Below are 19,736 nucleotides of genomic sequence, written 5' to 3'. Positions count from 1 at the left end.
TACGAAAAAAGCGGACCGAAAGGTCAAATTGAGTGGCACCGCGGATATGAAATTCGTCTCAAGGATCAGATTTAAATCGATATCTGATCCTTGGGATTTTTTTTATACCTAAAGGACCTGCCCACGGCAGCTCCCTACAGATGTATGGCAGCAAAAATACATGCTCTGTACAAGATATCCCACACCACGGCACCTTCGCTCCACACCTCCAACAACTACTGGACCGCATGACCGGATTGGAAAGACCCGGAATGCAGTTACGAATCATCTCAATTAAAAAGTAGAAGAGGAGAACAAAATTATGAAAAAATCGATCAAAGCAATCATCGCAGCAACATTCACCGCAGCACTTCTCGCAGGCTGCTCTTCAAACACAGCTTCCACAACGACTGCCGCTGAGACGACAGCTGCCGAGACAACAACTGCTGAAGCAACAACTGCAGGATCCGCAGACGCAGCGGATACCGCTCTCGCAGACGGTTCCTACACGATCGGCATCAACCAGTTCGCTGTTCACGGCTCTCTCGACAACTGCCGGGAAGGTTTCATCGAAGGTCTCGCCGAGAACGGATTCGTGGAAGGCAAAAATCTTACCGTATTAGAAGAAAACGCACAGGCTGACCCAGGGTTAGCAGCACAGATCAGTACAAACTTCGCCGGACAGAAGGTGGATCTCATCTGCGCGATCGCAACACCGAGCGCCCAGAGCGCATACAGCGTCGGCAGAAAGAACGACATCCCGGTCATCTATACAGCCGTTACGGATCCGGTTGCAGCTGAGCTCGCAAACGCTGACGGAACTCCGGTTGGCGAAGTGACAGGTACCAGTGACAAGCTTCCGGTCGAGCAGCAGCTCGAAATGATCCGCGCGATCCTTCCGGATGCGAAGAAGATCGGTATCATGTATACAACAAGCGAAGTAAACTCCGCTTCCACACTCGCAGAGTATAAGGAAAAAGCTGCTGATTACGGTTTCGAGATCGTTGAGTCCGGCGTTTCCTCCACAGCAGACATCCCACTGGCAGCTGACAGCCTCTTAGAACAGGTTGACTGCTTAAACAACTTAACGGACAACACCGTCGTTGCTTCTCTTCCGCTGATCCTTTCCAAAGCAAACGCAAAGAACATCCCGGTATTCGGAAGTGAGATCGAACAGGTCAAGATCGGCTGCCTCGCTGCAATGGGTCTCGATTATGTTGATCTTGGAAAGCAGACAGGACGCATGGCTGCCAAAGTCTTAAAGGGCGAGAAAAAAGCAAGCGAACTGAACTTTGAAGTCATCGAGGAAGCAGCTTTCTACGGAAACTCCAAAGTCGCTGAGGATCTCGGGATCACATTCCCGGAGGACCTCTCCAAGAATGCAAAAGAATTATTCACTGAGATCACCCAGTAATAATTCAAACAGACACAATGTCAGGAAGTCCGGCAAAGCATTTCATCCGCTTTGCCGGACTTTGCACCAGAATGTAACTGTAAAAGTAACTGTTCAGCAGAGCTGAACACCCACTGTAATAACCGCGATAAAATATAGGTTATTGATTTTCGGAGGATAACATGGCAATCTTATTAGGAATCTTTGAGGAAGGGCTGATCTACGCGATCATGGCCCTGGGCGTATACATCACCTACAAGATCCTGGACTTTCCGGATCTTTCGGTCGATGGAACATTCCCCCTGGGCGCAGCGCTGACCGCAGGGCTGATCGTGAAAGGCATTTCCCCGGTGTGGGCATTACCGCTCTCTTTCTTCGCAGGCGTGCTCGCCGGATGCGTGACCGGCTTTATTCATGTAAAATGCAAGGTCCGCGATCTGTTTTCCGGTATCATTGTCATGACCGCTCTCTACTCCGTAAATCTTCGGATCGCCGGAATGAAAGCCAATCTCCCGTTCCTGTCCCAGGATACGATCTTCGACAATGAATGGACGAGAAACAGCCTGCCGGCATCCGTGAGACCGTACATCGTTGTGATCATTCTTGCAGTGATCGCCCTGATCTGCAAATTCGTCCTCGACTGGTACTTAAACACGAGATCCGGATATCTGCTCCGGGCAGCCGGAGACAATGACGCTCTCGTAACCTCTCTCGCGGAGGACAAAGGCCGCGTGAAGATCATCGGTCTTGCGATCGCGAACGGCTTCGCAGCTCTCGCCGGAGGAGTTCTTGCTCAGAAGCAGGCCTTCTTCGATATCTCCATCGGAACCGGAACCATGGTCTTCGGTCTCGCAAGCGTCATCCTCGGAACCCAGCTGTTCCATCGCTTCGGAAAATTAAAAGCGACCACCGCGGTCATCGCAGGCGCGATCCTCTACAAGGCATGCGTCGCTTTCGTCATTTCCATGCGCATCGTAAAAGCAACTGACCTGAAACTGATCACTGCGGCGATCCTTCTTCTGATCCTGATCATCAGTGATTCCATGAAGAGAAAGGGGGCACATCATGCTTGAATTAAAGAACATCAATAAATATTACAATGCAGGCACCGTGAACGAAATGTGCCTCTTTAAGGATTTCAACCTGAGCATCGCCGACGGCGAGTTCGTCTCCGTAATCGGCAGCAATGGATCCGGAAAGACTTCCATGTTAAACCTGATCTGCGGCAGCATTCCGGTCGACTCCGGAACGATCACGATGGGCGGAGTCGATATCACAAAGATGCCGGAGTACAAGCGCCAGCGCCGCATCGGTCGCGTTTACCAGCACCCGGCAATGGGAACCTGCCCGAACATGACAATCCTGGAGAATATGGCACTCGCCGATAATAAAGGAAAACCGTTTAACCTGCTCCCCGGAACAAACAAGTCCCGCATCGATTTCTACCGCGACCAGTTAAAGATCTTAGGACTCGGTCTTGAGGATAAGATGGGCGTGAAGGTCGGCGTTCTCTCCGGCGGCCAGCGCCAGGCGATGGCACTTTTGATGTCCACGATGACTCCGATCGAATTTCTGATCCTCGATGAGCACACTGCAGCCCTCGACCCGAAGACCGCCGACATCATCATGGAACTCACAGGAAAGATCGTTGCGGAGAAACACCTGACAACGATCATGGTCACCCACAATCTCCGCTTTGCCGTCGAGTACGGCGACCGTCTCCTGATGATGCACCAGGGACATGCGGTCATGGACAAAAAGGGCGAGGAAAAGGCGAACACGAAAGTAGATGATATCCTCGACATGTTCAACGCGATCAGTATCGAGTGCGGAAACTGATCGGGAAATATCAAAAATCCATTCCAAATCGGCTTCACCGATGGGATTTTTGCCTTCAGGCCTGTGTTTTATTACGGTCAGCGCAGCAAGTGCGCAGACCTACTGACCAGTTACAAAGTATCAGTAAAATCCAGTTACAATACACACACTGAAAATCCCCACACACGGTAACGAAAAAGAGCGATGAACTCCGGGATCCGACATCAGATTCCAGAACTCATCGCTCTTTTTACTTTATAACTGTTCCTGTGCTTTCCTCAGCTTCTCGAGAATCCCAGCGTCTTCTCCAGCTCTTTCTTAAACGCCAGCACATCCACGGCAAGTTCCGCGATCCGGGCATCCGTCATCCGGCTCACCGGTGCGGAGATGCTCAGGGCGTAGACCGGTTCTTTATGGTAATCCGGAATGCTGACCGCGATGCAGCGGACGCCTTCCTCATTCTCCTCATCATCCATCGCATATCCGACCTTCCGCACTGTCCCGATCCGTTCCATGAGATCCTGAAACTTTGTTACAGTGTACGGTGTCAGGGACACGATCTCTGAGCTGTTCCAGATCTCTCTGATCTCCGGATCCGGCAGCTCCGCGAGCAGCGCCTTGCCGACGCCGGAGCAGTACAGGGGGATCCGGCTTCCGACTCTCGATACCATCCGGATCGAGCTGACGTTGGATTCCACTTTATCGATATACACGGCCTCCGTTCCCTCTCTGCGGACGAGATGGACCGTCTCTCCGGTCTGCTCCGACAGTTTCTTCAGTGACGGATGAACCAGAGAAGCCATGTTCGTCTGTTCCAGGATCTTGCCTCCGATCTCCAGGAACTTCAGAGACAGCGCGTATTTCAGGGATTCCTCGTCCTGCCGGATATAGCCCATATACTGGAGGGAAGTCACGAGCCGGTGCGTCGTGCTCTTATGGAATCCGAGCTGCGCGCTCAGATCCATGATCCCCATCGGACCATTCTCCGCCAGACACTCGATCACCTGGAACAGGCGCTCTGCGACCTGGATCGGATTTTTTCCTGTTTCTTCCATTCTTTCTGTTCTCCTATCTACCCCGACAGTTCAGTTTTCTGTCAGGTATTTACACGCTTCCCCGTAACTGTTCAGTAGTTACAGTACACGGGCACTCCATGCCCACGCACTGTAACGGGATTTTGCCGATACTTCGCATTCCGAATCAGCAAAATCCGTGACCACAACGGTATCATACGGAATTTTCAGTTCAGAAAATTCCTATCCGTGAAAAATAACGTTCAGTACCCTCACAGTTACGATTTTTCTTAATAAGACTCTGTGTCCGGAACCCGGTCTGAAAAATGACCGACGGATCCCGATCATCGGTCCGTCATTTATATGAATCGTGTTTTCTTTGTCATTTCCACGAACTCTCTGTTCGTTCTTGTTCGTGCGAACATGTCCAGGATCTTCTCCACGGACTCCTCCGCTTTCATTGAGTTTGTCGCCTTGCGGACGATATCCACAGCTTCCGCCTCCTCGCTTGTGAGCAGGAGATCGTCGCGGCGTGTACCGGACTTTAAGATATCGATTGCCGGGAAGATCCGCTTCTCGGAGAGCTTGCGGTCGAGTACAAGCTCCATATTGCCGGTACCTTTAAATTCCTCGTAGATAACGTCATCCATACGGCTTCCGGTATCGACAAGTGCGGTTGCAAGGATCGTCAGGCTTCCGCCCTCTCTCATATTTCTCGCTGCTCCGAAGAAACGCTTCGGCATGTGGAGTGCCGCCGGATCAAGACCACCCGAAAGAGTACGTCCGCTCGGCGGAACAACCAGGTTATAGGCTCTTGCAAGTCTTGTGATACTGTCTAAGAGGATCATGACATCACGCCCATGCTCTACCAGACGTCTCGCGCGCTCGATGACCATCTCAGAGACACGTTTGTGGCGCTCCGGGAGCTCGTCAAACGTAGAGTAGATGACTTCCACGTTCGGTCCTACAACGGATTCCTTAATGTCTGTAACCTCCTCCGGGCGCTCATCGATCAGAAGAATGATCATATGCATATCCGGATAGTTGGTCGTAACTGCTTTTGCAACCTGTTTTAATAAGGTTGTCTTACCTGCTTTCGGCGGGGATACGATCAGACCTCGCTGGCCTTTACCGATCGGAGCAAGGAGGTCCATGACTCTCATCGCTGTCGTATTTTTTCCACCTCTGACTTCCAGATTCAGTCTCTGGTTCGGGAAGATCGGGGTCAGATCCTCAAAGTTCGAGCGGTGCTCCACAACACTCGTCGGATAGCCGTTGATCGTCTTTACATAGAGAAGTGCCGCAAATTTCTCTGTCGCGGATTTCACTCTCCGGCTTCCGCGGATGATATCGCCGGTCTTCATGTTAAAGCGGCGGATCTGGGAAGGTGCCACATAGACATCGTTATCTCCCGGAAGAAAGTTCTCACAGCGGATAAATCCGAAGCCATCCGGCATGACCTCTAAAATTCCGTTTGCCTCGATCCCGCTGTCGAGATCCTGAAGATCTGCCTTCGGTTCCGCGGTATAACTCTGAGCACCCTGGTTTCTTGTCTGGTAACCAGTCTGATAGGTTCTTGAGCTCTCCTGAATTTCCTGGGCATCCGGCATGCCGCCCTGAGTCTGGCGGTCCTGATAGTTTCCCTGAGTCTGGGAATCCTGCGCAGATGACTGCCCCTGGTAAGCATTCTGACGGTCCTGGTAGCTGCTCTGGCGGTCCTGATAGCTGCTCTGACGATCCTGGTAATTACTCTGGCGATCTCTGTAATTGTTCTGACGGCTCTGGTAGCTGCCCTGCCGGTCATTTCTCATCTGGCGCTCCCCACGCTCCTGACGGTCATTTCTCTCATATCGTTCCGCACGCTCGGTTTTCTCCGGACGCCCCGTGCGGTCCTGGAAGACCGCCGGTCTCTCCGATGCCATTTTCTCCTGTCCCGCACCTCCGGAAACATTTCCAGCAGCCGGCGCTTTCTCTTTCTGCGCTGCCGCCTGCATCGGTGCTGCCGTATTCTCTCTATTTTCATTATTTTCTGCCGGTACTTTTGCGCCGCCGGCACTTTCCGCCGCCTCACAAAGGCGATCGATCAATTCTGCTTTTCTCAAGCCGCTGATATTCCTGATTCCCTGGCTCTTTGCCAGCTCTTTTAACTGGGTCAGCGGTAATGTTGCTAATTTTTCACGCATAATAATACTCCTTCATCCTTATTCCGGTTTTATCATCTCGTTGGGAATCAAAAAAAGATCATAACAGCCTCCCCGTCTCCGGATCCGCTGCCTTGGAACCATTAGATTTGAAACTTTTCTCCGATCGGATCACCGCATTTCAGCGATATCGGAGGACTTTTTCGAAACTGCCCGGGAGCAAAGAAGCAAGTATCGTTTCCAATACTTTCCTCCCAGGCTGTTCTGATGAGTATATCTCATTATAACGCACACATAAAAAAATGGAAAGAGGAAATTTCACAATTTCCTCTTTCCCTGATCCTGCTTATTCCATCTCTCCGGCTTCCCTCTGTTACAGTACACGGGTCCTCCAGTGCCCGCGCACTGTAACAGGATTTTGCCGATGCTTCGCATTCCAAATCGGCAAAATCCGCGACCACAACGGTATCATACGGAATTTTCAGTTCAGAAAATTCCTACCCGTGAAAAGTAGCTTCCCGCTTTATAAACTCCATATGCTCCCTGATCTTCTTTTCATACCCATTCTCCGACGGTTCATAGAATTTCATTCCTTCCATCCCGTCCGGCAGATACTGCTGGGTGACATAATGATTCGGATAGTCATGTGCATATTTATAGCCGAGTCCATGTCCCAGCTTCTCCGCGCCTTTGTAGTGCTTATCCTGAAGATGCGCCGGAACCGGCATCGTCCGCATATTCGCTACAGCCTTCATCGCATTCTGGATCCCCACATAGGCCGCATTGCTCTTCGGAGCCGTCGCGACATAGGCGGCCGCCTGGGAGAGAATGATCTGGCTCTCCGGCATTCCGATCCGCTCCACCGCCTGCGCCGCGCTCACCGCGACCACAAGCGCATTCGGATCCGCATTTCCGACATCCTCGGAAGCGCAGATCATGATCCTGCGGGCAATAAACTTCACATCCTCACCTGCATACAGCATTCTGGCCAGGTAATAGACCGCCGCATCCGGGTCCGATCCACGCATGCTCTTGATGAATGCAGAGATCGTATCGTAGTGGTTATCCCCGTCATGATCGTAGCGAACCACCCGTTTCTGGATACATTCCGCCGCGACATCGATCGTGATATGGATCTTTCCGTCCTCCGACTTGTCCGTCGTGAGAATTCCGAGCTCGACCGCATTTAACGCCGCTCTCGCGTCCCCGTTTGCCACATCCGCAAGGAAATCCGCCGCCTCATCCGTGATATCGGCTCCATAAGTTCCCATCCCTTTTTCCGTATCATAGACAGCCCGGATTACCAGTTCCCGGATATCCTGCTTTTCCAGCGGTTTTAACTCGAAGATCCTGGATCTGGAAAGAAGCGCGTTGTTCACCTCAAAATATGGATTCTCCGTCGTCGCTCCGATCAGCGTGATCGTCCCGTCCTCCACGAATGGCAGGAGATAATCCTGCTGCGACTTATTAAAGCGATGGATCTCATCCACGAAAAGGATCGTCTTCTGTCCGTACATGCCGATCGCATCCTTCGCATTTTTCACGATCTCTTCCATATCTTTTTTTCCGGCAACAGTGGCGTTGATCTGCTCAAAGCGCGCACTTGTCGTATGCGCGATCACCTTTGCGAGCGTCGTCTTTCCTGTTCCGGGCGGTCCGTAAAAGATCACCGATCCCAGCTTGTCCGCCTTGATCGCACGGTAAAGGAGTTTATCCTTTCCGATAATATGTTTCTGACCGACCACCTCGTCCAGAGTCGTCGGGCGCATTCTGGACGCGAGGGGCGATTCCTTCTCCATCGTATTTTGTCTCATATAATCAAATAAATCCATGAAAACTGCCTTTCCCGAATGTTTTAATCGACCATCAGTTCGTCTACTGTAACAAAAGTATACCCTTTCGCCGTAAGGTTGTCAATGATCCGGAGCGCAGCTTCCACGGATGTCCGGAACTCATCATGCATCAGGATGATGTCCCCGTCCTCCGTATCTTTTAAGACTTTTGCGGTCACTTTTTCCGTGTTCTTCAGACGCCAGTCGATGGAATCGACATCCCAGAATACCGGGATCATGTCCACCGCCTCCTCCAGCTTCGCATTCCAGCTTCCGTATGGCGGGCGGACGTACTCCGGCATGACTCCGGTCACTGCCCGGATCTTCTCCCCGGTTTCACAGATTTCTTTTTTGGCATCCGAAAGCGGTTCTTTCGTGAGATCCTTATGTGTCATACAATGGACACCGATCAGATGTCCATCCTCCGCCATCTGCTTTACGAGATCTTCCTTTCCGTCAATGCACTCGCCTACAAGAAAAAAGGATGCACGGATCTCGCGTTCCCTGAGACCGTCCAGGAGCGGCTTTGTGTATCTGGAATTCGGACCATCATCGAATGTGAGCGCCACGTATTTTCTCATATCGGTCTCCTTCTCCCGTACCATGTCCGATTCCCTCGACATGACGTTCCTGTCTTTTCGATCTTCCTGCTCCTCTGACTCATTTTCCTCTTTATTTCTTTCATGATACACGTCTCCCTTAAAATCCTTTTCCCCACCTTCTCCTTTCCACATCCGCAAGGTCACGCCGCACAGGATCAGATCCACAGCTACGATCACCAGAAACAGAACGATTTTCTGTCTGAATTTCATTGATACCTCCTGCCTACCTGTTTTCCCATCTCATTTTATAAATATATGCGCGTGATCGTTTTCCTTTCCTCTCCCAAAGAGAAATACACATGACACTCCCAAACAGACAGAACCCCTGAAACAGCGATATTGGGGATCGTCTGCCTCAGGGGTTCTGCGCTCAATATGTATCATCTTTTCCCTTATGGGGATCACGGCCGGAAATGCGGATTTTTTCGCTGTGGCGAGGCAGCGGGCCCTTCGGCCTTCCATTTCTCCTGCGGGCATCCATTCCGCAGAAAAACCGGTCTTTATCACATCCACCACGATGTGAATCTATCAAAGTGGGGGAATCTGCAAATTCAACCAGACAACTTTACAGCTTCCAAAAGCCGGACGTCGTTGTCCAAGTGGGTGGGCTCGGGATCCCTGTGAGTGGATCCCGGGTCCGGAAAAGGATGGGTACAATAACTAAAAATTAGTTTGTTTATCTTTCTTTTTGTTTTTGTGTTTTTATTATAGGCCATACTTCATAGAATGTCAATCATTATTTCAAACTTTTTGTGTGAAAAAATGTTATATAATTGACAAACAGTTTGTTATATGGTATTCTGAGATCAGTTAAGAGTTTCAGAGGTTTGTTCGCCTCTGCTTTGTTAATATTTTCACGTAATATTCCGGCAGTGTATTTCGGGGGGAATGCCTGATCCGGTATCTGTCTCCATGGAGGTACACATTTATGGAAATTTCCCAGTATCTTGATTTCGACTTTCTGATCCGTTTTCTCGAAGGGCTCCAGAAATTTCTCGGTGAAAACAGCGAGATCCTGATCCACGACTACCGGAAAGGTTACGATCACACGATCGTCTATGCCCTGAATGCCACGCTCAGCGGACGCGATGTCGGCGGTTCTCCGAAAGGGGGAATGATCACGCAGTTCGGAAAAGATATCGAACCTCTGAAGGACAGTCTCCAGACTTTCTCAAACGGTCAGAAAGATCAGTTTTACAAATCCTTCACGACCCTGATCCCGGATGAGAACGGCAAGATCATCGGAGCTGTCTGCGTAAATCTCGATGTCTCCGACTTTTTAAATGCCCAGCGTGCGCTCCATGCGTTCGTCCAGTATCCGATGACCCACCATGCACCGATGAGCGACAAAGACGCGCTTGCGACCAAGAATGTGGACGATATCCTTCAGTATTATATGAATCAGGCAGAACTCCTCGTCGGAAAGCCGATGGGACTCATGAACAAAGAAGAAAAGATCCGCGCCCTGGATTATCTCGACCAGAAAGGTGTCTTCAAGATCTCCAAGACGAGCGTACTCCTCTGTGAGACGCTGAAGGTTTCAAAATACACGCTTTATAATTATCTTGAGGAGGCGAGAAGCAGCCGAAATACTGCTGATGATTCACAGTAATTATTTCATATTCTATCTGCATTTTAAGATAGCAGGGTCAAAAGTCGGAAATCCGATGCAAGCTTGCCTGCAAGAGCTTATTTTCCGTAATCTCGCCCATGGCCTTTGCGATGTCGCGGAAGCGGTTCGCATTGCCGATCAGGTTGAACTCTTCCACATGCGGGAGAAGGATCGCGTTGCAGACACCGTGCGGGAGATTGTACATACCGCCGAGCTGATGTGCCATCGCATGGACATATCCGAGGGATGCGTTATTGAATGCGATACCTGCGAGATACTGTCCGTAAGCCATCTTGTCGCGGGCCTTCATGTAAACTCCGTTTGCAACTGCCTTCGGGAGATACTGGGTGATCATCGTGATCGACATCAGTGCTGCCGCATCGGTCAGCGGGTTTGCATTTGTGGAGACATACGCCTCGATCGCATGGGTCAGGGCATCCATTCCGGTTGCTGCTGTCAGGGCCGGCGGCATTCCCACCATAAGGTTCGGGTCGTTGATCGCGATCTGCGGAGTCACGCGCCAGTCAACGATCGCCATCTTTACATGCCGGCTTGTATCAGTGATGATACAGAAACGGGTGATCTCAGAAGCAGTTCCGGCTGTTGTGTTGACTGCGATCATCGGGCATAACGGATTGCTGGAGCGGTCGACACCTTCGTAGTCTCTGATGTTTCCTCCGTTTGAGGCAACCAGGCCGATCGCCTTCGCACAGTCGTGGGAGGAACCGCCGCCGAGGGAGATGATGGAATCACATCCGTTCTCCCGGAAGACATATCACAGTCACATCTTTCTCTTGCTTCTGTCTTACTCTCCCATACAATAAAACGTAAACTCTCCCTCTGCCAGCACCTTCCCGGTTTCCGACTCCATCACCTGGGATTTTGTGAAGCAGACGGTTTTTCCTCGCTTCGTGATCTTTGCGACTCCGCGGAGCTTCTTCGCGCTGCTGCCGCGGAGGAACCGGAACGAACTGTCCAGTGTCACGTATTTTCTTCCGTCATTCCTCGTCACAAGTCCTGCTGCGATCTCCGCCATCACAAACATCAGTCCGCCGTGGACTGTCTGCATGGCATTTAAGGAATCCTCCGTAACCTCCGCACACACTTCGGCTGCGTCCTCGGACAAAGCGACTGCGCGGATGTTGTTGTGGATCATGAATGGATTGGTGCGGTTTACGCGCTCCATCTGTTCTACGAATGTTTCTTTTGGCTGTTTTTCTGTATCCATCTTATTCCTCCTGCTGCTCTCTTCGTATTTTTGTGCTGAATGACATGATCTCATCTATTTCGTACAGTTCGCCGCATCGATCGCGATCGCCAGCATGAGCGCCATGACCTCATCCTTAGGATCCACGATGTCGATCACATAGGTATCGCCCCATTGAAACGGCTTTTTTGAAATATGGACCGCCACACAGCACGCCTCATAGACATCATATTCCCACGCCAGAAAGTCTCCCTCACACCGCCATCCGTTGTAATCCAGCTCATAGCGCGGCTTGAAAAAGGAAAATTCTTTCTGAACACTTCCGGCCTCTTTTCCTCCGATTTCGATATCAAAACACGGCAAAACCGCAAACAGCCGCTGTTTCACCATGCCAACTTCCTTTCCACTCTTATCATACACGTGGATCTGATGCCCCAGCGCAAAAAATTCCGCTTTTACGAAATACTTTGGGTTCTCATGTTCATCATAGACGTCATAGGTATCGGTCCATGAGAAGACTCTTTGTTTGATCAGTAACTGCATAGTGGCCTCCTTTCCGACTATCTGTTTGCATCCCATCTTGCAAATACTTCCTCCACCGCCGCCAGATATTCCGGCACATGCTGCGATTTACGGATCTTTTTGGCGAGTTTTTCGCTGTCCGGCACTTCTGCCAGCATGTAGCTCCAGAGATCTTTCATCCGGAACAGAAGATTCCGGTCGCCGGACATGGTCTCGCGGTAGTGTTCAAAGAGGGCGTCATGGAACTCGCGGATCCTCGGCAGGATGTCCCCTTTGTTTCTATTCCCTTGAGTCTGTAACTGCCCATCTGCTTCAAAAATCCTAACTCCGTTTTCAAGACGATCCGTACAAGCTTCCGTCTCTTCCTGCAAGATCATCTCCGCCAACGCCGGATTCCGGATCAGTCCACGCCCGATCATGACCGTCCCGACTGTTGGAAACTTTTCCCGAAATTCTTTTACCTTCTCCACGGTAAACAGATCCCCGTTATACACGACCGGATTCCTGCTCTCCTTCAAAATGTCCGCAAACACATCGAGATGCGGGGTTCCTTTATAAAATTCCTTCTGGATCCGGGGATGGACCGTCAGTTCATGGATCGGGTAGCGGTTATAAACCTGCATGAGTTCCGGCCACTCTTCCACCTCATTCTTCCCGATCCGTGTCTTTACCGAAACGAGGAATTCACCATTCCGCACTGCAGCATCCGAAAACACCTCATCAAAAAAGCGGTCCAGATCATCCGGGTAGAGAAGAAATCCGGAACCTTTCTTCTTTGCCGTGACCGTTCCGGACGGACATCCGAGATTCAGGTTGATCTCCCGGTATCCCATCTCTGAGAGTTTCTTCGATGCAAGAAGAAAATCCCCAGCCCTGTTTGTCAGGATCTGCGGAACGACCGGTATCCCGGCATTGTTTTCCGGCAATACATCCCTCATCTCCTTCACGCTCATCCCCTGTTCCGGTCCCGGCGCCAGAAACGGAGTAAAATATTTCTCCACACCGCCAAAATATTTGTGGTGCAGGTTTCTGTATGGATAGGTTGTAATCCCCTCAAGCGGGGCAAAATAGATATGCATGTCTTATGTTCCTCGTATCGTTCGTTTGATTTTTCATTATCGTACCACATTTTATTGCTACAGGCAAATTTCTCTCCTTTTCTCTGGAAAACCTGTCCCATTTCCACTATACTATAGGTACACGGAAAGATCATCTTTCCGCTACCACAGCACTTTCCTTCTGCGGACCTTTCCTGAGCAGCCTCCGCAGAACTGTTATGGCAACATGCGCTTGGCTTGAATATTTTTGGAGGTGTTTTCGTTATGACAGATTTAAGTATTCATGAATTATCCCTTGGATTCGCTCACGATAAACAGATGCTGACCGATTTTCTCGCAAAGCATCATTTAAATTATGAGGATGATATCGAGGCGGCATTCGGCGTGTTCGATGCCGATGAGAATCTGACCGGCTGCGGATGCTGTGCCGGGAATCTTTTGAAATGTTTTGCGGTCGATGAAAGTCTGCGCGGGCAGAATGCGCTCGGAAGTCTCGTCTCCCGTCTTGTGGAAAACCGCTTTGCCGCCGGTCATTACGATCTTTTTGTCATCACCCGGCCGAAAAATAAGGTACTCTTTACCTCCTGCGGATTCTATCCGTTAGCGGAGACAGAGTCCGTTCTGATGCTGGAAAACAAGAAAAATGGACTCGACAATTTCTATAAAAAGTTTCTTGCCGGAACCGAAGATTCCGACAACATCGGCTGCATCGTCATGAACTGCAATCCGTTCACAAAAGGCCATCTTGCACTGATCACCTACGCGGCCAGAGCCTGCGACCTGCTCCACATCTTTGTGGTCGAGGAAAACCGCTCCCAGTTCCCGTTTGCGGACCGCCTGCGCCTTGTCCGCGAAGGAACCGACCACCTTGCGAACGTCATCGTTCATCCGTCCGGCCCATATATGATCTCCAATGCGACCTTCCCGACCTATTTCTTAAAGGAAGGCGAAGACGCCGCAAAGATCCAGAGTGAGCTCGATATCACCCTGTTCGCCTCCCGGATCGCACCGCTTCTTCATATTAAAAAGCGCTTTGCAGGGGAAGAACCGTTCGATCCGGTGACGAGAAATTATAACGAAGCCATGATCCGGATCCTGCCCCGCTATGGGATCTCCTTCATAAAGATCGACCGGATCACCACCGAAGGCCCGGACGGAAAACCGGAAGTTATCAGCGCTTCCCGCGTCCGCAAGCTCCTCGCCGAGCATGGCGTAACGGATGAAGTACTTTCCCTGGTGCCGGAATGTACTGCGAAGTATCTGAAAGAAAAGTTTTCTGCTGAAAGTACACACTAAGGCAGGAATCCGTTTCAAATCGGCTGTGCAGACGGGATTTTTGCCTTCAGACCTACTGAACAGTTACTTCTTTTACAACATGGGAGGTATCCATGAACCTGACCGACGTGATCACCGGCACTCCGGTGACTTCCGAAGAACTCCGCGCCGCAAGAGACCGGCGTATACTGAAAAAGTGGGAGCTGCTCTCCGCAGGAGACGGCTCCTGCCTTGTGGAATTTTCCTTAAATATTGCCGGAGCGGTGAAAGTGTTTCCTTTCGCCCGTGCCGCGTTTCGCGAGGAACTCCGGGAATTGCAGGAAAAACTCGGCCGCTTCTCCATAAAAAATACAAAGATCTGTGAAGAGCCAACCGGCGATCACGCCTTTTTTCTCCTGGATTCCCCGGAAATCCCGGTCAAACAGTTTCTCGTCTCCATCGAGGAGAGTCATCCGCTCGGCCGTCTCTTCAATCTCGATGTATGCGGACTGGACGGAGTTTCCGTAAAGCGGCAGGATCTTCATCTCCTTCCCCGCACCTGTCTGGTGTGCGGAAGGGATGCGAATACCTGCCTGGCCCAAAAACGCCATTCCATGGAACTCATCCAGTGGCAGACGGCAAAACTCTTTAACGATCATTTCAGGGACCGCTCGGCAGACCTTGCCGCCTCCGCGGCGGTCCGCGGGCTGCTCTACGAGGTCTCAACAACCCCGAAGCCGGGACTTGTAGACCGGAATAATTCCGGTTCGCATTCGGATATGGACTTTTTTACATTTCTGGACAGCAGCGCTTCCCTGATCCCATGGTTCCGGGAATTTTTCTGTCTCGGGTGGGACCATGCAGACGAGGCGGACGAACAGATCTTTGAGCGGCTCCGCTATGCCGGGCAGCGCGCGGAGACCGCCATGTTCTCCGCCACGCACGGGATCAACACCCACAAAGGTCTTGTCTTCGCCTCTGCGATCCTCTGCGGGGCGCTGGGAAAAGTCCATGCAGGAAAGAGTCTGCCGCTTCCGGCCGAGGAAGTTCTCAGCGAATGCAGGAAGCTTGGAAGCTGTTCCCTCGGTGATCTGGCAAAACTTTTCAATCATCAGAACAAGCTGTCCCACGCTTCTTCCATTGATGTGAACTCGCAGGATAGCCGGGGTTCTATGCCGATGGACACCAAAAATCATCCCCCACAAGCTGAACCATCCGCCTTGTCGAACGGCGAGCGAATCTTCTCCGCCTACGGAATCCAGGGAGCCAGAGGAGAGGCTGCTGCTGGTTTTCCTTCCGCTGTCCGGATCGGACTTCCGGCACTCAAAAAATGGCTTGCCGCCTGTTTTTCCTTAAACGATGCGGCCGCCATGGCACTCCTCACCCTGATCTCGGAGGTCGATGACACCAACATGGTGCACCGCGGCGGTCCGGAGCTCGCAAAAAAAAGCAAAGAGCAGGCAAAACACCTGCTCTCTGCTGTCACGAATGATTCATTCAAAGAAATATTGTCTTCACTGGACGAACAGTACATCGCCATGCACTTAAGTCCCGGCGGATGTGCTGATCTCCTGGCCGTCAGCCTGATATTCCATTTTCTGGAAACATGCGGGATGATCAGCCCTGTTATTTCATCGTCACTTCCACACCGTCGTCCTCCGTCCATGTGATCTCGTAGGTGTCCGCTGTGTAAGTGAATCCCTGGATCTCCACCGATGCAGTGTCGATCTTCTTTAAGGAAACCGTAAAATCCGTACAGTCATCCGTGTCCTCTCCCACATATTCGTAGAGGAGACTGTCCGGATCATTCGGTTTCTTCATCAGATCTCCCGAAATCGCTGACAGGCGATCCAGGCTGATTGTTCCGGAAAGACCGTACTCCGCCTCGCAGATCTTCAGTGCCTCCGCGATCCGGTGTCCCTTTTCATAAGCTACCGCGTTCTTCGCGCGCTCCACATATCCATTGTAGACTCCGATGCTCACAGATGCAAGGATCACCATGATGACGATGACTACCATCAGTTCCACCAGGGAATATCCGCCCTGATCTTTTTTCTTTCGTTCTCTGAAGTTTCTGAAATCCCATATTTTCTTCGTCATACTCTGCCCCTGCTTTCTCTCTGCCCGGAGCAATCCGATGACGCGCCTATTCTGTTGTCACGAAACCTGCTCTTTCATGTTCTCGCCCCGGTTGATCTTCATCGTTACAGTTTGTTTATAACATATGGTCATATCGCATTCTATTGTCCGAATTCCGTCAATCATTTCGATTCCAGCACTGCCATCGCGATCTTCTCCGGCGTGATCGGCAGCTCATAAAATCTTGTCCCTGTTGCATTGTAGATCGCGTCCGCCACTGCCGGGAGCGGGGTGTTGATCACGACTTCACCGATCGATTTTGCGCCGAACGGTCCCTCATTCTCATAGCTCGACTCAAAATCGACCTGGATCTTTCCGATATCCACGCGGGTCGGGATCTTATACTGCATCAGGGAATTTTCCGCGAGCTTTCCAAGTTTATTGTAGGTAATATTTTCCGTGAGCGCCATTCCGATCCCCTGCAGGATCCCGCCTTCCGCCTGGACTCTCGCAAGATTCGGGTTCACCGGCGTTCCGCAGTCGACGGCGGCGGCATAATCGATGATCTTCGTCTCACCTGTCTCAAGGTCCACCTCGACCTCCGCGGCTCCGACCATAAACGGCGGCGGAGAGATCGGGGAGCTGTTCGTCACGGTCGCCTCGAGAGCGATCCCGTTTCCGCACATGGAGGCGGTGGCGATATCTGCAAGGGAAACCTGCGAAGTTTCTGAGGATTCCGCGGATCCGCTATTTTCCGGACTACCAGCACCGTCTTTTGCAGCCAGCTCAGCACCAGTTTTTATGTCTGTTTCTTCACTCCTGCCCGGAACATTGCTGCCTGCTTCTCTCTTTTTCTCTCTCCGTACAACCTTCCCGTCAAACACGACCTCATTCTCCGGGCAGTTCATCATCTGTGCACCGAGTTTGCAGATCTGTTCCCGAACCTGCAGTGCACACTTTTCGACCGCCTTTCCCGTGACATACGTCGTACTGGACGCGTAGGAACCGGAATCATACGGCGAAGTATCCGTGTCCGCGCCGAACACCGTGATCTCATCGACAGAGCACTCGAGAACCTCCGCCGCGATCTGCGCCAGGATCGTATCACAGCCGGTTCCCATATCGGCTGCACCGATCGACAGCGTGTAGAATCCGTCGTCGTTCACCTTGATCGTGGCACTTCCCACATCGACGGACGAAATACCGGATCCCTGCATCGCCATTCCCATGCCGACCGCGCGGACCTTTCCGTTGCCCATATCGCGGACCGGATATTTTTCGTCCCAGTGGATCATCTCTTTCACACGCGCAAGACAGCGATCAAGCGCACAGCTCGTATTGACCTGACCGTAATAGGCCGGCATCACGTCGCCCTCTTTGATGATGTTCTTCTCGCGGATCTCAAACGGATCCATGTGAAGCTTCGCGGCAAGTTCGTTCACCGCGGACTCCACCGCGAACAGTCCCTGTGTCGCCCCATATCCACGGTACGCCCCGGCAGACATCACGTTCGTGTATACAACATCACTCACAAACCGGAATGCCTTCGCCTTCCCGTAGAGCGGGATGGATTTATGCCCGGAAAGTCCGACCGTTGTGGGACCATGTTCCCCGTAAGCGCCCGTGTTGGACAGCGTGTACATGTCGATGCCGTTGACGATCCCGTCCTTACTTGCACCGAGACGCACATGGACTTCCATCTCATGGCGCGGTGTAGAGGCGGTCATGCTCTCCTCGCGGGTAAAGATGATCTTTGACGGTTTCTTTGTCATCCAGGTCACATAAGCCGGATAAACCTCGCTGATCGATGTCTGCTTCGCACCGAATCCGCCTCCGATCCTCGGCTTGCTGACGCGGATCATGGACTTCGGGATATGGAGCGCATTGGCGATGATCCGGCGGCAGTGGAATACGATCTGGGTGGAGCTGACCACGTTGAGGCGTCCGTAAGCGTCGATCGTACAGAACGTCCGGAATGTCTCCATCATCGTCTGCTGACATGCCTTCGTGTGATAGACATGGTCGATCACAACATCGCTCTCCCTCAATACTTTCTCGATATCTCCCTCTCCCGATTCGTCATGGGCGCACAGATTTCTCTTATTGTCCGCCCCGACCGGAACAAGACTCTCCCAGTTGTCCTCCGGATGCACCAGGATCCTGTTGTCCTTCGCCTTCCTGAAATCAAGGAGCGGTTCCAGGACCTCGTACTGGACTTTAATGAGCTTTAATGCCCGGTCCACACATTTTTCATCGCGACCGGCAACGATCGCGACCACATCCCCGACGTAGCGGACATGCCGGTCAAGCAAGAGTCTGTCATACGGACTCATCTCCGGATATGTCTGTCCTGCCTGCGTGTACCGCTTCGCGTCCTGCGGGATATCTTCCCAGGTATAGATCGCCTCGATCCCGTCCACTTTCATCGCAGCCGTCTTATTCAAGGAAGTCACGATCGCGTTCGCATGCGGGGAGCGCAGGAGTTTTACGATCAGGCAGTCCTTCGGAGCGATATCGTCCATGTATACAGGCTGTCCGGTCACAAGCTGCATCGCGTCCTTTTTCCGGACAGGTTTATTTACATATTTCATAACTTTCGTCCTCTTTCTGTATTTGTAACAGTCTCACATCATTTGTTCTGCGTGTTGTCACGGTCCGACCGTCACACGCGCGCCTCACCGGACCGTCACCCGTTCTTTTCTTTCTTCCATGCGAGAAATGCCTGGATACCGCGAAGCTGTCCCTCGTAGCCGGAGCAGCGGCATAAGTTGCCCGCCAGATATTCCTTGATTTCCTCCGTATCCGGATATTCGTTTTCCCGGAACAGTGCCAGCGCGTTCATAATGAAGCCAGGATTGCAGAATCCGCACTGCTCGGCGCCCTGATCCGCGATAAAAGCGCCGAATTCCTTCGCTTCGTCCTGAAGTCCTTCCAGCGTCGTCACACTTCTTCCGTCTGCCCGCGCCGCAAGAACGGAGCAGGAAAGCACCGGCTTTTCATCTAAAAATACCGTGCAGAGCCCGCAGTTCGACGTCTCACATCCGCGCTTTACACTGTAACAGCCGTGATTCCGCACAAAATCGATCAGAAGAAGGTCTGCGTCGATCTCCTCCGAGATCTTTTTTTCATTTAATGTTATCGTGATGTTCATGTATGATTCCTCGTTTTTATCTGTTTCCAGTTTCTTTATGCTCCATAACGGACTGAGTTTCTTTCAGTCAGACAA

At 51.6% G+C, this 19,736-nt stretch carries 16 protein-coding genes, 1 pseudogene and 1 other annotated feature (1 of these 18 cut by a window edge); of the genes and pseudogenes, 6 read left to right on the top strand and 11 right to left on the bottom strand.

The genetic code is table 11. The features are described 5' to 3' along the window. Positions 1 to 64: a binding site (T-box leader), on the top strand; it begins 173 nt to the left of the window's first position. 237 nt (positions 65 to 301) lie between these two features. The 3 genes from V2546_RS05775 (at position 302) to V2546_RS05765 (ending at position 3,211) form a co-directional block, all read left to right on the top strand. Continuing rightward, positions 302 to 1,393: an ABC transporter substrate-binding protein gene (locus V2546_RS05775; protein ID WP_215702102.1), complete on the top strand. Its 1,092-nt coding sequence runs from the start codon at positions 302 to 304 to the stop codon at positions 1,391 to 1,393. 161 nt (positions 1,394 to 1,554) lie between these two features. Next, complete coding sequence (locus V2546_RS05770) at positions 1,555 to 2,445, top strand: ABC transporter permease (RefSeq protein ID WP_118321707.1); 891 nt, start codon at positions 1,555 to 1,557, stop codon at positions 2,443 to 2,445. Then, positions 2,438 to 3,211: an ABC transporter ATP-binding protein gene (locus V2546_RS05765; RefSeq protein WP_118321706.1), complete on the top strand. Its 774-nt coding sequence runs from the start codon at positions 2,438 to 2,440 to the stop codon at positions 3,209 to 3,211. Before V2546_RS05770 ends, V2546_RS05765 begins: the two co-directional genes overlap by 8 nt. A 257-nt stretch (positions 3,212 to 3,468) precedes the next feature. Here the strand turns inward: V2546_RS05765 and V2546_RS05760 are convergent, their stop codons facing one another. The 4 genes from V2546_RS05760 to V2546_RS05745 form a co-directional block, all read right to left on the bottom strand. Next, positions 3,469 to 4,245, bottom strand: a complete 777-nt coding sequence (locus V2546_RS05760) for an IclR family transcriptional regulator (RefSeq protein WP_118297464.1) — start codon at positions 4,243 to 4,245, stop codon at positions 3,469 to 3,471. 317 nt (positions 4,246 to 4,562) lie between these two features. Further along, positions 4,563 to 6,386 (bottom strand): transcription termination factor Rho, encoded by a 1,824-nt coding sequence (rho, locus tag V2546_RS05755; RefSeq protein ID WP_329751798.1) that lies wholly within the window; start codon positions 6,384 to 6,386, stop codon positions 4,563 to 4,565. 455 nt (positions 6,387 to 6,841) lie between these two features. Beyond that, entirely contained in the window at positions 6,842 to 8,176 is a 1,335-nt protein-coding gene (locus V2546_RS05750) for a replication-associated recombination protein A (protein WP_118530067.1), read from the bottom strand. A 23-nt stretch (positions 8,177 to 8,199) separates the two neighbouring features. Then, positions 8,200 to 8,988 carry a polysaccharide deacetylase family protein gene (locus V2546_RS05745; RefSeq protein ID WP_329751796.1) on the bottom strand — a complete coding sequence of 263 codons (789 nt, stop codon included), beginning with the start codon at positions 8,986 to 8,988 and terminating at the stop codon, positions 8,200 to 8,202. Between the two features lie 718 nt (positions 8,989 to 9,706). On the opposite strand from V2546_RS05745, the gene V2546_RS05740 reads away from it, so the two are divergent. Beyond that, entirely contained in the window at positions 9,707 to 10,390 is a 684-nt protein-coding gene (locus tag V2546_RS05740) for a helix-turn-helix transcriptional regulator (protein ID WP_118530074.1), read from the top strand. A 61-nt stretch (positions 10,391 to 10,451) separates the two neighbouring features. On the opposite strand, the pseudogene V2546_RS05735 reads toward V2546_RS05740, so the two are convergent. From V2546_RS05735 to V2546_RS05720, 4 genes and pseudogenes are all read right to left on the bottom strand, one after another. After that, positions 10,452 to 11,162: pseudogene (locus tag V2546_RS05735) on the bottom strand (iron-containing alcohol dehydrogenase); the annotation flags it as partial. A gap of 33 nt (positions 11,163 to 11,195) precedes the next feature. Further along, the gene (locus tag V2546_RS05730; RefSeq protein WP_118530076.1) at positions 11,196 to 11,618 is read right to left on the bottom strand and encodes a PaaI family thioesterase; all 423 of its coding nucleotides are present in this window, start codon (positions 11,616 to 11,618) and stop codon (positions 11,196 to 11,198) included. A 54-nt stretch (positions 11,619 to 11,672) separates the two neighbouring features. Next, positions 11,673 to 12,140, bottom strand: coding sequence for an LURP-one-related/scramblase family protein (locus tag V2546_RS05725; protein ID WP_118530374.1), 468 nt, complete (start codon positions 12,138 to 12,140; stop codon positions 11,673 to 11,675). Positions 12,141 to 12,157: 17 nt separating this feature from the next. Next, a complete protein-coding gene (locus V2546_RS05720) occupies positions 12,158 to 13,198 on the bottom strand; it encodes a tRNA dihydrouridine synthase (protein ID WP_329751794.1) in 1,041 nt (346 codons plus the stop codon). A 243-nt stretch (positions 13,199 to 13,441) separates the two neighbouring features. On the opposite strand from V2546_RS05720, the gene citC reads away from it, so the two are divergent. Continuing rightward, the gene (gene citC, locus V2546_RS05715) at positions 13,442 to 14,473 is read left to right on the top strand and encodes a [citrate (pro-3S)-lyase] ligase (protein ID WP_118530080.1); all 1,032 of its coding nucleotides are present in this window, start codon (positions 13,442 to 13,444) and stop codon (positions 14,471 to 14,473) included. Positions 14,474 to 14,565: 92 nt separating this feature from the next. After that, positions 14,566 to 16,101, top strand: coding sequence for a citrate lyase holo-[acyl-carrier protein] synthase (citX, locus tag V2546_RS05710; protein WP_329751793.1), 1,536 nt, complete (start codon positions 14,566 to 14,568; stop codon positions 16,099 to 16,101). Here the strand turns inward: citX and V2546_RS05705 are convergent. The 3 genes from V2546_RS05705 to V2546_RS05695 form a co-directional block, all read right to left on the bottom strand. Continuing rightward, positions 16,058 to 16,531, bottom strand: a complete 474-nt coding sequence (locus V2546_RS05705) for a type IV pilin protein (RefSeq protein ID WP_118530084.1) — start codon at positions 16,529 to 16,531, stop codon at positions 16,058 to 16,060. The genes citX and V2546_RS05705 overlap by 44 nt on opposite strands. A gap of 161 nt (positions 16,532 to 16,692) precedes the next feature. Beyond that, positions 16,693 to 19,101: a molybdopterin cofactor-binding domain-containing protein gene (locus tag V2546_RS05700; protein WP_329751792.1), complete on the bottom strand. Its 2,409-nt coding sequence runs from the start codon at positions 19,099 to 19,101 to the stop codon at positions 16,693 to 16,695. A 95-nt stretch (positions 19,102 to 19,196) separates the two neighbouring features. Then, the gene (locus V2546_RS05695; protein WP_329751791.1) at positions 19,197 to 19,661 is read right to left on the bottom strand and encodes a 2Fe-2S iron-sulfur cluster-binding protein; all 465 of its coding nucleotides are present in this window, start codon (positions 19,659 to 19,661) and stop codon (positions 19,197 to 19,199) included. Positions 19,662 to 19,736: the final 75 nt, after the last annotated feature.

The organism is Clostridium sp. CM74B_53 (assembly GCF_036318045.1).
Taxonomy (GTDB): domain Bacteria; phylum Bacillota; class Clostridia; order Lachnospirales; family Lachnospiraceae; genus Pilosibacter.
Note: the sequence above shows the minus strand (reverse complement) of the source record. Positions and strands in the feature narration are given on the sequence as shown.